This is a genomic window from Bradyrhizobium genosp. L (assembly GCF_015624485.1).
Taxonomy (GTDB): Bacteria; Pseudomonadota; Alphaproteobacteria; order Rhizobiales; family Xanthobacteraceae; genus Bradyrhizobium.
The window spans coordinates 2,394,347-2,408,036 of sequence record NZ_CP061378.1 but is presented as its reverse complement, the minus strand read 5'-3'; the positions used below and the strand labels follow the sequence as shown (position 1 = coordinate 2,408,036).

The 13,690-nt window shown below is 64.6% G+C and carries 12 protein-coding genes; 5 read left to right on the top strand and 7 right to left on the bottom strand.

Features of this window, described 5'->3' with window-relative positions; translation table 11 throughout:
- Positions 1 to 255 precede the first annotated feature (255 nt).
- Positions 256 to 1,431 carry a transporter substrate-binding domain-containing protein gene (locus tag IC762_RS11115; RefSeq protein ID WP_195788839.1) on the top strand — a complete coding sequence of 392 codons (1,176 nt, stop codon included), beginning with the start codon at positions 256 to 258 and terminating at the stop codon, positions 1,429 to 1,431.
- Positions 1,428 to 2,015 carry an ANTAR domain-containing response regulator gene (locus IC762_RS11110; RefSeq protein WP_195788838.1) on the top strand — a complete coding sequence of 196 codons (588 nt, stop codon included), beginning with the start codon at positions 1,428 to 1,430 and terminating at the stop codon, positions 2,013 to 2,015. Before IC762_RS11115 ends, IC762_RS11110 begins: the two co-directional genes overlap by 4 nt.
- 2 nt (positions 2,016 to 2,017) lie before the next feature.
- On the opposite strand, the gene IC762_RS11105 is transcribed toward IC762_RS11110, so the two are convergent.
- From IC762_RS11105 to IC762_RS11085, 5 genes are read right to left on the bottom strand one after another with little or no spacing between them, the layout of a single operon-like run.
- Complete coding sequence (locus IC762_RS11105) at positions 2,018 to 3,244, bottom strand: Zn-dependent hydrolase (protein WP_195788837.1); 1,227 nt, start codon at positions 3,242 to 3,244, stop codon at positions 2,018 to 2,020.
- A 25-nt stretch (positions 3,245 to 3,269) separates the two neighbouring features.
- The gene (locus IC762_RS11100; protein WP_195788836.1) at positions 3,270 to 4,442 is read right to left on the bottom strand and encodes an iron-containing alcohol dehydrogenase; all 1,173 of its coding nucleotides are present in this window, start codon (positions 4,440 to 4,442) and stop codon (positions 3,270 to 3,272) included.
- Positions 4,443 to 4,451: 9 nt separating this feature from the next.
- Positions 4,452 to 5,837 carry an aldehyde dehydrogenase family protein gene (locus tag IC762_RS11095; protein ID WP_195788835.1) on the bottom strand — a complete coding sequence of 462 codons (1,386 nt, stop codon included), beginning with the start codon at positions 5,835 to 5,837 and terminating at the stop codon, positions 4,452 to 4,454.
- Positions 5,838 to 5,873: 36 nt separating this feature from the next.
- Positions 5,874 to 7,241: a glutamine synthetase family protein gene (locus IC762_RS11090; RefSeq protein ID WP_195788834.1), complete on the bottom strand. Its 1,368-nt coding sequence runs from the start codon at positions 7,239 to 7,241 to the stop codon at positions 5,874 to 5,876.
- 47 nt (positions 7,242 to 7,288) lie between these two features.
- Positions 7,289 to 8,635: an aspartate aminotransferase family protein gene (locus IC762_RS11085; RefSeq protein ID WP_195788833.1), complete on the bottom strand. Its 1,347-nt coding sequence runs from the start codon at positions 8,633 to 8,635 to the stop codon at positions 7,289 to 7,291.
- Positions 8,636 to 8,952: 317 nt separating this feature from the next.
- Here IC762_RS11085 and IC762_RS11080 point away from each other — a divergent pair, with 317 nt between their 5' ends.
- The 3 genes from IC762_RS11080 to IC762_RS11070 all read left to right on the top strand — a co-directional run bounded on the left by IC762_RS11080 (position 8,953) and on the right by IC762_RS11070 (position 11,667).
- Positions 8,953 to 9,789 carry a DeoR/GlpR family DNA-binding transcription regulator gene (locus IC762_RS11080; protein ID WP_195788832.1) on the top strand — a complete coding sequence of 279 codons (837 nt, stop codon included), beginning with the start codon at positions 8,953 to 8,955 and terminating at the stop codon, positions 9,787 to 9,789.
- A gap of 13 nt (positions 9,790 to 9,802) precedes the next feature.
- Complete coding sequence (locus IC762_RS11075; RefSeq protein WP_195788831.1) at positions 9,803 to 10,798, top strand: helix-turn-helix domain-containing protein; 996 nt, start codon at positions 9,803 to 9,805, stop codon at positions 10,796 to 10,798.
- Positions 10,799 to 10,878: 80 nt separating this feature from the next.
- Complete coding sequence (locus IC762_RS11070; protein ID WP_195790087.1) at positions 10,879 to 11,667, top strand: inositol monophosphatase family protein; 789 nt, start codon at positions 10,879 to 10,881, stop codon at positions 11,665 to 11,667.
- Here IC762_RS11070 and IC762_RS11065 read toward each other — a convergent pair.
- Together IC762_RS11065 and IC762_RS11060 are read right to left on the bottom strand one after the other, a co-directional pair.
- A complete protein-coding gene (locus IC762_RS11065; protein WP_195788830.1) occupies positions 11,664 to 12,620 on the bottom strand; it encodes a choline kinase family protein in 957 nt (318 codons plus the stop codon). The genes IC762_RS11070 and IC762_RS11065 overlap by 4 nt on opposite strands.
- Positions 12,617 to 13,570, bottom strand: a complete 954-nt coding sequence (locus IC762_RS11060) for a phosphotransferase (protein WP_195788829.1) — start codon at positions 13,568 to 13,570, stop codon at positions 12,617 to 12,619. The genes IC762_RS11065 and IC762_RS11060 overlap by 4 nt, the downstream gene beginning before the upstream one ends.
- Positions 13,571 to 13,690 lie beyond the last annotated feature (120 nt).

Below are 13,690 nucleotides of genomic sequence, written 5' to 3'. Positions count from 1 at the left end.
GAACTATCGCATAGGGCTCGAAATCGAACGGAGCAGGCTAGTTGCGGCGAGCTGGACGTCATCGGCCAAATCGACACGCGCAAGGTTCGACAGGAAACCCTCGAGAACAAAATTCTAGAGACGAGTGCAGCGCATTGTCAACGAGGCAGGGTGCACAAATTTCTCGTTGTGCATGCGCAGCAATTCAGCACGACCTCTTGCATCGATATCTGCGATGATGGTTTCCTCGCTGCGCCGCGCCTCCGAAAGTCCTCGATGACAAAGCCGTCCATCCCCGTTGGCATCGTCTGCTCACAGTCCGGCCCTTATCAGGCCATGGGCCGCGAGCTGCTCAAGAGCGCGTTGATGGCGGTCGACGAGATCAACAACCACAGCGATTTCGATTTCTCGATTACACCCCATGTCCGCGACCCCCGCGGCGTCGTTGCCGAATATCACGCCGCCTGCGACGATCTCATTCGCAACGTCGGGGTGGAACACATCGTCGGCTGCTATACTTCGGCGTCGCGCAAGCAGGTGCTGCCGATCGTCGAGCGCACCGATCGCCTGCTCTGGCATCCCGCGCGCTACGAAGGCTTCGAATGCTCCGACAATGTCATTTATGTCGGCGCATCGCCCAACCACAATGTGCTGCCGCTGGTGCGCTACGCGCTCGATAACATCACGCGGCATTTCTTCTGCGTCGGCTCGAACTATGTCTGGACCTGGGAGACCAATCGCGTCATGCGCGAGCTGGTGACGGCGGCGCACGGCAGCATCCTCGCCGAACGCTTGCTGGAGCTCGGGGAAAGCTCGGTCGACCACATCGTCGACGAGATCGTCCGCCGCAAGCCGCCGGCGGTGTTCAACACGCTGGTCGGCAGCTCGAGTTACGACTTCATCCGCTCGTTCCACGCCGCGACCACGGCCGCCGGCCTCAATATCCCGATGCTGAGCTGCAGCCTGTGCGAGCCCGAGCTCAAGGTGGTCGGACCGGCATCGGCCGGCTGCATCACGTCGTCGGCCTATTTCGAGAGCATTCGCCTGCCCGAGAACCAGGCGTTCGTCGCGCGCTGGAAGGCGCGGTACGGCGAGGCAAGCAGCCCCTGCGTCGACGGCCAGTCCACTTATGTCGCGGTCTATCTGCTGGCGCATGCCATGCAGCGGGCCGGCACGTCGAACATTGCCGAGGTGCGGCGTGCCGCGCACGGCCTGCGCTACGATTCCCCGCAAGGGCCTGTGTGGATCGATGCCACCAACAACCACTGCGTCCTGACGCCGCGGCTCGCCGTTTCCAATGCGGAAGGACAGTTTGACATCTTCTGGGAAGCCGACTCTCCAGTTAAGCCAGATCCCTATCTGACGCAGCTCGACGTCGCCGTCAGCTCCGCGCGGGAGAGCGCGCGGGACGGAACGTTGCCGCAGGCGCCGCATTTGCGGGTGGTGAAATGAGCAAGCCGTCGTCATTCTCGCTGCGCGGACGCAAGGCGCTGGTTGCCATCAAGGATGAGCGTGATGCCTCGATCGTCCGCCGTCAGTTCGAGCGCCTCGGGATCGACATCGTCGCCTGGGAGCCCGGTGCCGCCATCGATTGCTGCCCGGACGTGACGCTGATCGATGATGAATTCCTGCCGTTGGCGTTGCCCGCCCAGCGCGCTTTCCCCGGGCGGGGTCCGATCATCGCCTTGATCGGCACGGAGACGCCAAGTCGCCTGAAGCTGGTGCTCGAGCTCGATCCGGCATCGTTCCTGGTCAAGCCACTGCGCTCGGCCGGCATCTATGCTGCGCTGGTGATGGCGTTCGAACGCAGCGAGCGCACCAGTGAACTCAAGCAACAGGTGCTCAAGCTCGAACACCGTCTCCGGTCGCGCCGTATCGTGCTCGCCGCCGTCCTACAGGTCATGCACTCGCATGCGCTGGCCGAGCCGGCCGCCTTCGCACTGATCCGGCGCGCCGCCATGGAACAGCGCAAGACGATCGAGGAACTCTCGGCCGAGATCACCGCCAGGGGCAGCCTGCCCCGCGCCACCGGCTGACGTCAGGCCTTCGCGATGACCATGCGCCAGAGCATCTCGGTGAGGACGGCATAGCCGTTCTCAAGGTCTCTTTCCGATGTGAATTCATGGGGGTTGTGGCTGAGCCCGCCTACGCTGGGCACAAAGATCAGCGAGGCCGGAATCCGCTTCTGGATCGCCAGGGCATCGTGCCCCGTGATGGTCTTGAGTGTCATCGCCTTGAAGCCGAGCTCGCCGGCAACGGCGCGCGCAAGCTCGACGCCAGCCGGGTCAAGCGAGACCCCTACCCTTCTCTCGTCGGCCGCGATCTTGACGTCCACTCCGAGCTCGCGGGCGTCGCGCGTGATCCGCTCGAGAAAACGGTCGCTGATCGCAAGCACCACGGCCTCATCCTCGTGCCGGATCTCGAACCACACCTGGGCTCGCCCCGCGACCACATTCGGCGAGTTCGGATAGACGCTGATGCGCGCGGCCGACGCATGCGCGCCAGCGCCCTCACGCGCCACTTCCTCGTAGAGTGCCTCGATCGCGCGCGCTGCGGCGCGCAACGCGTCGCGGCGGAGCGCCATCGGCATCGGGCCGGTGTGCGAATAATCGCCCTCGAACACGACCGATATCTTTCGCGTCATCCAGGCTCCCGCGACCGCCGCGATGTCGGCCGCCGCCTGTTCCAGGCGATCGCCCTGCTCCACATGCAGCTCGACATAGCGCACCGGGCGATACGCGAGCGGCGTGGTGCCGCGATAGCCGATCGTGGCCAAAGCATCGCCCAGGGAGATTCCGTCACCGTCCCGACAGGCAAGAGCCTCATCGAGACCCAGAGCGCCCGCGAAGACCGAGCTGCCGGTCAGGCTTGGCTGGAATCGGGCGCCTTCCTCGTTGGTCCAGTTCGCGACCGCCAGGTTTCGGCGCGCGGCGCCGGGTTCGGCGAGACAGCGCTGCCTGACCGCCTCGACCGCAAGCAGCCCCGCCAGCACGCCGTAGACGCCGTCGTAACGACCGCCCGTGGGTTGGGAATCCAGGTGCGAGCCCGCAATCACGATCTCATCCGAGGCGGACGCGAGGTTGGCGACGCCAAACATGTTGCCAACGGCGTCGATCCGGACATCGAGGCCGCGCTGGCGGATTTCCTGCTGGAAAAGATCCCGCGCGGCCTTGTCGGTCGAGGTCGCGGCAAGGCGGCAGACCCCCCCGTCATCCGTCGCGCCGATGGCCGCGAAGCGCGCGATCAACTCGGACAACGCGCTCATGGCCGCTCCCGTAGCTGCAACACCATCAGGTTCCGAGATCGCCGCGAATGGCCGCAAGCGTCAGCGTCTCGAATTCCGCTTCGGTCAGCTGCCGCGGATTGGCGCCCGCGGTCGGATCCTTCACGGCGTCCGCCGCGATCGTCTTGACGTCGGTTTCCTTGACGCCGAGCTCCGCCAGCGTGTGCGGCACGCCGAGCTTCTTGCGCAACGCGAGTATCCAGGACAGCACGGCATCGAAGTCGTGCTTCGGCAGGTTCAGCGCGCGCGCGATGTGCGGAATCTTGTCGGCGATCGCGCTCCTGTTGCAGACCAGCACATAGGGAAACACGACACCGTTGGTCAGCCCGTGATGGGTGTCGTATCGCGCGCCGACCGGGTGGGATACCGAATGGATCGCACCCAATCCCTTCTGGAAAGCGGTCGCGCCCATCGAGGCTGCCGCGAACATGTAGGCGCGCGCTTCGAGATCACGGCCGTTCTCGACCGCCCGCGGCAGATAGCTGTCGACGATCTTGATCCCCTCGAGCGCAATGCCGTCGGCGAGCGGATGAAACGCCTTGACGCAATAGGCCTCGAAACAATGCGACAGCGCGTCCATCCCGGTCGCCATCGTCAGGAATGGCGGAAGGCCGACCGCGAGCTCGGGATCCTCGATCGCGATTTTCGGCATCATCAGCGGATGGAAGATGATCTTCTTCTCATGGGTATCCTCGCGCGTGATCACGCCGGCGCGGCCGACCTCCGATCCCGTGCCGGCCGTGGTCGGAACCGCGACGATCGGTGCGATGCCGTCGGTGTTGGCGCGCGTCCACCAGTCGCCGACATCCTCGAAATCCCACACCGGCCGCGATTGCGGCGCCATGAACGCCACGCATTTGCCGACGTCGAGCGCCGAGCCTCCGCCGACCGCGATCACGCCGTCATGGCCGCCGGACTTGAACGCTTGCACACCTGCCAGCAGGTTGGCCTCGGTCGGATTGGTCTTGACGTCGGAGAAGACGCCGACCGGAATTCCCGCCGTGCGAACCCGCTCGACGATGCCGGCAATGAGATCGGTCTTTGCCAGACCGTGGTCTGTCACCAGCAACGGCTTGGTGAGGCCGTAGGTCTTGCAGGCGGCGGCGAGCTCGGCGATGCGGCCGGGACCGGCGATGATGCGGGTTGGAAAGTTCCAGCTGCCGGTGATCTGAACGTCCATGTCGTGCTCTCAATGCTCGATGCGAAGGTGGAAGGATTTTGGTCGGGTCATCGCCTCGAATCCGAGGCGCGACATGCTCGCGCCACGCCCGGTGTCCTTGACACCGGTCCAGGCAAGCGAAGGATCGACATAGTCGCAGCGGTTCATGAATACGGTGCCGGTCGCGACGCCGTCGCCGATACGTTCGGCAGCTGCGGCATCCTCGGTCCAGACCGAGGCGGTGAGCCCATAGGGGCTGTCGTTCATCAACGCGACGGCCTCCTGATCGGAGGCGACCTTCATCAGGCCGACCACGGGCCCAAAGCTTTCTTCCATCATCACCCGCATGGAATGATCGACGTCAACCAGGACCTGCGGCATCAGATACGCCGATCCGGTTCTGTCGGCGGGAAATCGTTTTGGGTCGATCAGCGGCCGCGCGCTCTTGGCCACAGCTTCCGCGACATGGCTGCGGACCGTGTCGGCAAAGCGCGTCGCGGCCATCGGGCCGAGCGTGGTGTCCGGCGACAGCGGATTGCCCAGTTGGTAGCGCGAGGTGAAGTCGGCAAACGCGTCGACGAAACGATCGTAGATCTGCTCATGCACGTAGATGCGCTCGATGCCGCAGCAGCATTGGCCGGAATTGAAGAAGGCGCCATCCACGAGCTGCTCGACCGCGTAGTCGAAGTCGGCGTCCGGCCGCACATAGGCGGGGTCCTTGCCGCCGAGCTCCAGCCCGAGCGTGATGAACGTGCCGGCTGCCGCGCGTTCGACGGCGCGTCCGCCGGCGACCGAGCCCGTGAAGTTGACATGGTCGACCGAGCGCGACGAGAGCAGCGCCTCGGTTGCGGCATGATCGAGCGTCAATGTCCTGAACAAGCCCTTCGGCAGGCCGACCTGGTCCATCGCCGCTTGGAAGCGTTCACCGACGAGCAGGGTCTGCGCCGCGTGCTTCAGGATCACGGCATTGCCGGCCAGCAGCGCCGGAACGACGGCGTTGATCGCGGTGAGATAGGGATAGTTCCACGGCGCGATCACCAGCACGATGCCGGCGGGCACGCGCTTGATCATGCGCCGGAAGCCGGTCCGCGGCGCCGGCACGATCGGCGCCAGCGCCTCGTCGCTGAGCTCGACCAGCCCGCGGACGCGCTCCTCCAGGCTGCGAAACTCGCCGCCATAGCGCACGGGCCGCCCCATCTGCATCGCAAGCTCCGGAACGACCGCATCGTTCTGCGCGCGCATCACGTCGAGGAAGGCCAGCATCTTGGCCTTGCGCTCGGCGAGCGGAACCCGCGACCATTGCTGTTGCGCGTGCCGCGCCTCGGCAAGCGCGGCCGCGATCTCCGTGGCGGTGGCGATAGGCCGACGGGCAAGCTCGCTGCCGTCGACCGGCGAAATACAGACGATGTCGTTCACGTGACGTCACTCATGGTGGGAGGAGAAAGAGCCGTTTCAGATGATCTCGAAGTAGCGCGCGAGCTCCCAGTCGGTGATCGTCTTGCGGAACTCGCGCTCTTCCCACTCCCGGGTCATGGCGTAGTGATCGACGAAGACGTCCCCGAACAGGCTGCGCGCCGCTTGCGAAGCGGTCAACCGCGCAGCAGCCTCGGACAGCGTGCGGGGAAATGCCCGCTCGGGCGGATGCTTGCCTTCATAGGCATTGCCCGTGATCGGCGCGCTCGGCTCGATCTTGTGCTCGATGCCCCAAAGGCCGGATCCGAGCGCGGCCGAGATCGCGAGATACGGATTGATGTCCGCGGCTGCGACCCGGTACTCGACGCGCTGGCTCGACGGCTTGCCCGGAATCACCCGGAGCGCGCAGGTGCGGTTTTCGATGCCCCAGGTGGCATCGGTCGGCGCCCAGAAGCCCGGCACTAGGCGCGAATAGCTGTTCACGGTTGAGGCGACCATGGCGAGCAGTTCCGGCAGCAGCGCCTGCTGGCCGCCGACGAACCATCGCATGATGTCGGACATGTTGCCGGGACGCCCGGCTTCGTGAAACACCGGCTTGCCGTCGCGGTCGCGCAACGACAGATGCAGATGCCCAGATTGTCCGGGATAGGCGTTCGACCATTTGGCCATGAAGGTGAGCATCTTGCCCTGGCGCTCGGCCCAGACCTTGGAGAAGGTCTTGAACAGCACGGCGCGGTCGGCGGCGCCGAGCGCATCGCAATACTGGATCGCCGCTTCCAGGACGCCGGGCCCGGTCTCGGTGTGCAGGCCCTCGATCGGCATGTCCATGTCGTCGCAAAGCTTCAGCAGCGAGCGATGGAAATCCGACTCCACCGAGGCGCGCAGCATGGAATAGCCGAACCAGCCCGGCGTGAGATTCTTCATGCCGCGAAAACCCTTTTCGCGCACGCTGTGCGGGGTTTCGTCGAACGCGAAGAACTCGAATTCCGCCGCGACCGACGGCGAAAACCCCATGCTTTGTGACCGTTCGATGACACGGCCAAGCAGCCGGCGCGGACACAGTTTGGCCGCCTCGCCCTCGAACTCACCGAGGAAGAACAGCATGTCGTCTTCCATCGGCAGATCGCGGCAGGTCGCTGGATCGACCCGGGCGGTCGCGTCGGGAAAGGCCGTGTGCCAGCCGGTGAATGTGCTGGCGTCGTACATCTGGTCGTTGGAATCCCAGCCGAAGATGATGTCGCAAAAGGCGAACCCGTTCTCCAGCGCACCGAAGAATTTGTCACGCGCGAGATATTTTCCCCGGATGACGCCGTCGAGATCGACGACGCCGAGCTTGACGTGGGACAGACCGCGCTGCTCGACCAGCGCTTTGGCGTCGGCAGCGGTTCTTACGCTTCTGGCGTTCATGGATTGCAAATCTCGGTGTTCACAAGCGTCGTGGATGGAGCCATGCGTCAGTACGGCGCGAGAATATCGCGCAGCTCCTCCTCGCAGGCGGCGAGAAACATGTTCGCGTGCTCCTTGCCGAAACACAAGGGCGGACGAATCTTGAGCGTGCTGCCAAACGGCCCGGCGGCACCGATCAGGAAACCGCGTTGACGCAGCCGGTTGATCAGGTAGCTCGCAAACTTCGGCGCGGGCTCCTTGCCGTCGCGATCGTGGACGAGCTCGAGCCCGATGAACAGGCCGGCACCGCGAACCTCACCGATTTCCATGTGACGATGCCCAAGCTCGCGCAATCCGTCCGTCAGGTAACGACCGACCTCACGCGCATTCTCGATCAAGCCCTCGTCCTCGATCACGTCGAGCACGGCATGGCCGGCGGCCGCAGCCACCGGATTGCCGCCGAACGTGTTGAAATACTTCACGTCCTCCGTGAACATGTCGAGCAGCGGCGCACGCATGGCGACGCCGCCCATCGGAAAGCCGTTGCCCATCGGCTTGCCCATGGTCACGATATCGGGGACGACGCCGTGGCGCGCGAAGCCCCACATCGCGGCTCCGGTTCGCCCGAAGCCGGGCTGCACCTCGTCGGCAATGAACAAACCGTGGCGTTCATGGACCAGCTTGACCGTCGGCCCGAGGAAGCCGGCCGGATCGGCATAGACGCCGTCGCTCGAAAAGATCGTGTCGACCAGCAGCGCGGCGAAGCCTGCGCCGCTTTGCTCCAGATCGGCGATCGCCGCGGCCACATCGTCGGCGAAGCGCTCGCCAGGATCGCGGTCGGGACTGCGCAGCCGGTCCGGCGCGGCGACCGCACGGACATGCGGCGGCAATGGCTGGCCAGGGCGCGCGGAGGGCGACACGTCGGTCACGGCGGCGGTGTTGCCGTGATAGGCCGTTTCCGTGACAACGAAGCCACTTTGGCCGGTCGCCGTCTTGGCGATCCGCAGCGCGAGGTCGTTGGCCTCGCTGCCGGTGCAGGTCAATACCAGATGCTCGACCTCAGGCGGAAATGTCGCCAGCAGCCGCTCCGCATAGGAATCGACGACGTCATTGAGATAGCGCGTATGGGTATTGAGCGCGCAGGCCTGGCGACGGATCGCCTCGACGACATGCGGATGCGAATGCCCGACCGACGGGACGTTGTTATAAAGATCAAGATAGCGCCGGCCCTCGACGTCGAACATGTAGACGCCTTCAGCCCGCTCCATTCGGATCGGCTCGCGATAGAACAGCACCGAGGCGCTGCCAAAGGAGCGCAGACGTCGCCGCACCGCCTCGCCGAGCTCCGCGTCCACCGACGACACCGAGCTCCGATCGAAGGCGTTCAGCGCCAGAATGTCTTTCTCGCTCCCCACCGCTCGTCTCTCCTGGCCCGCACCGGCAAGCCAATGCAGTCACTGCAGCGATGGTGCCGCTGCGGCTCCTGTGGCCAGCTTGGAATGATGTGCGAGTCCCCACAATCAAAAAGCAGATTGCAGGCAAGAGACATCGGAGCGTCAGGCATGCGACGCCTTCCACGATAATATTACAGCGATTTCAGTTGCTTAATAAATCGGCGCTGCTTCAGCAGGCAATCGCACGCACAAGAAATGGGGGATGTGCCACATAATTAGTGTGGACTCACAACTCTTCTTGAGGAACGATGCGCGAGGAGCCGGTGAGACATAGCCGAATGGCAAGCGAGCGCTTACAGACCAGCAACGCCCTTGCGGCCGACAGGCGGCCGCGCAAGGCAGATGGCGACCGCCTCTCGAAGCTCGAACGGCACCAGCACATCATCTCGCAACTCACGGCCGCCCCGACGCTGCGCGCCTCCGAGCTTGCGGCGGTGCTTGGCGTCTCCGGCGAGACCATCCGCCGCGATCTCATGGAGCTGCAGGAACAGAAGCTCATCAACCGCACCTATGGCGGCGCGTCCCGCCCGTTCGCGCTGGAGCCCGCCCTCACCGACCGCAAGGCGATCATGATCGCCGAACGCGAGGCGATCGCAGCCGTGATCGCCGACCTTGTGCTGCCGAATGAGGTCCTGATGCTTGCGGCCGGTGCGACCACCTTCCATGTCGCGCGGCGGCTTGCGGCCCGTGCGCACGATATCACGGTCATCACCCACGATTACGCGATCGCGGCGGCGCTGGCGGTGAATTCGTCGATCCGGGTGCTGTGCTGCCCCGGCCGCTATCACCCGACCGAAGGCTATGTGTTCGGCACCCAGACGATCGCCAGCATCAACAGCTATGAAGCCAATCGCGCCATCGTGGGCGCGACCGGCCTCAGTGCCCGCGGCGCCAACGATGCCGACGACGAGGCCGGCGCCATCTACGGCGCCATGGTGAAACGCGCGGCGGAAGCGATCCTTGTCGCCGACCATAGCAAGTTCGATCAGCGCGCGCTCACGGTGTTCGCGCAGTGGACCGATATCGACCGTCTGGTTACCGACCGACAACCGGAAGGGGCCCTGGCAACTGCTCTCCGTGAAGCCGGAACGGAGCTGATCGTTGCCGCAACCTGAGGAAGGCAAAGCCATGGCGCGCCTGACATCTCTCGCTTTCAGCAAGGAACCCGCCGGCCTCGATCATCATGAGGACGAGGGTCCCGGAGCCGATCAGCGAACCCGGATCGGACGGCTGGAGCTTGAAGTCATCGGACCAGGCCGGGTTTTTGCGCGCAACGGGGAGCACGCTGCGGGCACGGACGATGCATCCTACATGCTGATATTTCCGCTGACCGGCTGCGTCGCGTTCAGCCAGGACGGCCGCACCGGCATCGCCCGGCCGGGCGAATATGTCCTGCTCAGCGAACGCGCCTTCTACGAGTTGACTTCGGAGAGGACCGGCCGCTCGCTGATATTGCGGGTCCCGGCCGCCGAATTGCGCGGGCGGCTGGTCTCGATCGAGGACCACATCAGCCGGCGTTTCAAGCCGAACGAGAAAATGACCCGTCTGCTCGCCGGAATGATCCAGAGCGTGGCCGAGCTGTTCATCGAATCGCCGCCGCCGAACCCCCAGGCGCTCGCCACCGAGGTCGTCAGCTTCATTGCGCTGACGATCGGGTCGGAAGACCGGGGTGCCGCGACCGACGTGCGCAATGCGCGCTATCACCTGCGCCGCCGTATCGTCGATTTCATCGAGAGCCGTCTCGGCGATCAATCGCTGTCACCGAAGAAGATCGCTGCAAGCAGCCGGATTTCGCTAAGTTACCTCTACAGCCTGTTCAACGACAACGAGACCACGGTCAGCCAGTTCGTCCAGACCAAGCGGCTGCAACGCGCCTACGAAATCCTGGTTGCCGATCCGAAAGGCCATCGCACCGTCTCCGAGGTCGCCTACGAAGTCGGCTTCAAGAACGTGTCGCATTTCTCGCGCTGCTTCAGTCGCCATTTCAAGGTGGCACCGCGCGACGTTCGTCACCCACCGGCCGCGGCGCCGCCGCGCGCTGCGCGGGTGGCATCCTCCCCACGCGCGGCCTTCGGCTCCTCCTATTGGGAAGTCGACCAGCAGCGGCTTCACGAAACGGCGTAGAGCCCCCCTTTCCGCCAAGGCCAGGTGTCGCGCATCAGGGCGCGTCGGAGCGCTTTCCCTTGGAGCGATCATTGGACGACATGCAGGACACCCCATCCGCGAGCGAGCTCGCCGGGTTCTTTGATGGCCTCGCCGACACGGCCGGCCGGATCGCGCTGACGCATTTCCGCTCCAGTGGCGGTTTCGAGCGCAAGGAGGACTTGACGCCGGTCACGATCGCCGATCGCGCGATCGAAGTGGAATTGCGGCGATTGATCGGCGCACGCTTCCCCAAACACGGGATCCTCGGCGAGGAAGCCGAGCCGACCGTCGGCGACCGCTACACCTGGTATCTCGATCCAATCGACGGAACGAAGAGCTTCATCTCGGGAATGCCGCTGTTCGGAACGCTTGTCGCGCTTGCAGACGAAAGGGAGGAGACGGTTGTCGCAGGGATGATCGACATGCCGGCGCTGGCCGAACGGTGGTATGGCACGCCGCGAGGCACCACCTTCAACGGCAGGCCTGTCCGCGTAAGCCGTACCGCAAAGCTGGAAGACGCCCAGATCTACACATCCTCTCCCGACTTCTTTACGCCACAGGACTGGGCTCGATACGACGCGCTCAGCCGGAAGGCGATGTTCCGGCGATTTGGTGGCGACTGCTACCAATACGGCCTGCTGGCGTCCGGCCACTGCGATCTCGTCGTCGAGACGTCGCTCAAATCGTTCGATTTCATGGCGCTGATTCCCGTGATCGAAGGCGCCGGTGGCATCATTCGCGACTGGGAAGGGCAGCCGCTGACGCCGAGCTCCGATGGGCGCGTCGTTGCTGCCGCCAATGAGAGCCTGCTCAGGCAGGCCCTCGCTGTCCTCAAGCAACAGGATTAGACGAGCCGCAGCCAGCTGTCCCAGCGCGGGTCAAACATCACGTCGCGGGCCCGCATGTATTTCCAGACGCCGTACTTCTGATAGTCGAAGTCCCAATCCTTGAGCTTGCGGTTGACCACCGCCCATGAGGCCCATTTCATGTCGGCGAGCGCGCGGTTGAGGATGACGCGCGCGATCATCTGCGGACGCACCTCGCCGAGATATTGCTCGATCAGAGCTTCCGTCAAATGCTCGTCGAAGAACATCTCGGCAAACAGCACACCAAGCTCATAGCTGCGCTCGTTGTTGGAGGCGAACTCGTAGTCGATCAGCTTCATCGGCCTCGGAGCGCCCGCCTCCGCGGAAATCAGGAAATTGCCCGGCATCGGATCGTTGAAGCACGGCACCAGGTCGAGACCCGACGCTATGAACGCCGCCTTGGCCTGACCATAGCGGTGCAACAGCCAGGGCATGTCTGCGGGGAAATGCGAGCCCAATTGCCTGCCCTGCCCGACATGCTCTTCGATCATGTCGAAGATCGTCTTGGTTTGAGCCAGCTTCGGCCCGGCATGCAGGCGGCGATACAGGTCGAGAACGTCGGACTGGATGGTGCCGTCGCCGAAATCGGCGTTGGTGCAGGCGCGATAGCCCTCCAGAAACTCGCTGACCTCGAGCCCATCCGCCGGGTCGAAGAAGACGACCTCGGGCGCAACGCCGATGGCATGGGCATTGCGCGCCGCTTCATTCGCCGTCACACGATCGATGAACATCTCGGAGCCCTCGCCGGGCACCTTGACGAAGTAGCGACGCGCGTCGCCGTCGATCTCGACCAGCCAGTTCTGGTTCATCAGGCCGCCCACCAGCGGTGTGTAGGCCGCCGCCCGGCCGCGCCACTGCGGCACGCGCCCGATCGCGCCTTCGGCATTGCGTTCGTGGATCGTGGTCGCTTCGCCGACCGCTCTGCGGACTGTCATCCGATCCTCCGAAGCATTTCGCCAAAGCGCGGCTCCCGGACCGCCATGCGGCAGCGCACGAAGCGCCAGCTCGCGAATTTGTAGAACTCGAGCGTGTTGCGCGCCGACTTGGCCGCGAGCAGCGCGCCGATCAATCCCCAGCGCAAATCATCCGCCACGCCGTAGATGCGCGCCCGGTTGAAGGCCGTCTCCTCGAATTTGCCGGTGCTGCGGATGAAAGCGTCGCGCGCCTCCGGCTCCTGCGCAAAGGCCTCGACCAGGAAGCTGCCGAGGTCTTCGAGCGGATCGGCCGTGGTCGCGCGATCCCAGTCGATCAGGCGGACCTCGCCGGCGTCGCTGATCAGGATGTTGGAGACATTGCCGTCGCCATGGATCGGCACCGGCGCGATATCGAGCTCGCGGAAGGCCGCGGCGGCGAAGCGCAGTTCCTTGACCAGCCATTCGATGTCCGACGGCAACTGGGCGCTTGCAGACACCGCACCTGCATGGAAATGCTCGATCTCGTCGAACACTCCCTTGCGACGCGGCAGCGGCGGACCGGATTGGAACAGGCGTCGCGCCGCCATCACCGCGTCGACGATTTTGGGCTCCAGCATCCGCTCCAGCGTTCCAACCCGCCATCCCTGGTTCAGGTCTTCCATCACCAGCAGGCCGGCGATCGGATCGGCAATCAGCACCTTCGGGCCGATGCCGAGATCGGACGCGCGCCGGGCTGCCTCGAAGGCACAGGCCACGTCGATATAGAGCGCGGCATCGCGGTCCATGCATTTGATGAAGATGCTGCCGCCGCCTTTCCTGGTGGCGCGCCAGGGAGCGCCGTCGACACCGCGCCAGCTCGGCGATGCCAGGATCGGGATCGCAGGCTCGATGACGATTTCGGCGGCCTCCCATCCGGGAAGTCCGGCGATGCATGTCCGGATCGTGGCGAGTTCGGCTCCAGATTGACCCATGGTGACGCGTGATCTCTCGGGATTGTCATGTGGCAGGTAATTGGTGCCCACCAAATTTGATCAAGACACATGCAAAAGGGATGCCTCGCGCTCCACCAAATCATGCCCTTGAAGCGGCGG

What these genes read in the sequence shown, in the direction of transcription:
- IC762_RS11115 (WP_195788839.1), top strand. Translation starts at nt 256, where the DNA reads ATGACAAAGCCGTCCATCCCCGTTGGCATCGTCTGCTCACAGTCCGGC.
- IC762_RS11080 (WP_195788832.1), top strand. Translation starts at nt 8,953, where the DNA reads ATGGCAAGCGAGCGCTTACAGACCAGCAACGCCCTTGCGGCCGACAGG.
- IC762_RS11100 (WP_195788836.1), bottom strand. Translation starts at nt 4,442, where the DNA reads ATGGACGTTCAGATCACCGGCAGCTGGAACTTTCCAACCCGCATCATC.
- IC762_RS11090 (WP_195788834.1), bottom strand. Translation starts at nt 7,241, where the DNA reads ATGAACGCCAGAAGCGTAAGAACCGCTGCCGACGCCAAAGCGCTGGTC.
- IC762_RS11110 (WP_195788838.1), top strand. Translation starts at nt 1,428, where the DNA reads ATGAGCAAGCCGTCGTCATTCTCGCTGCGCGGACGCAAGGCGCTGGTT.
- IC762_RS11065 (WP_195788830.1), bottom strand. Translation starts at nt 12,620, where the DNA reads ATGACAGTCCGCAGAGCGGTCGGCGAAGCGACCACGATCCACGAACGC.
- IC762_RS11070 (WP_195790087.1), top strand. Translation starts at nt 10,879, where the DNA reads ATGCAGGACACCCCATCCGCGAGCGAGCTCGCCGGGTTCTTTGATGGC.
- IC762_RS11060 (WP_195788829.1), bottom strand. Translation starts at nt 13,570, where the DNA reads ATGGGTCAATCTGGAGCCGAACTCGCCACGATCCGGACATGCATCGCC.
- IC762_RS11075 (WP_195788831.1), top strand. Translation starts at nt 9,803, where the DNA reads ATGGCGCGCCTGACATCTCTCGCTTTCAGCAAGGAACCCGCCGGCCTC.
- IC762_RS11105 (WP_195788837.1), bottom strand. Translation starts at nt 3,244, where the DNA reads ATGAGCGCGTTGTCCGAGTTGATCGCGCGCTTCGCGGCCATCGGCGCG.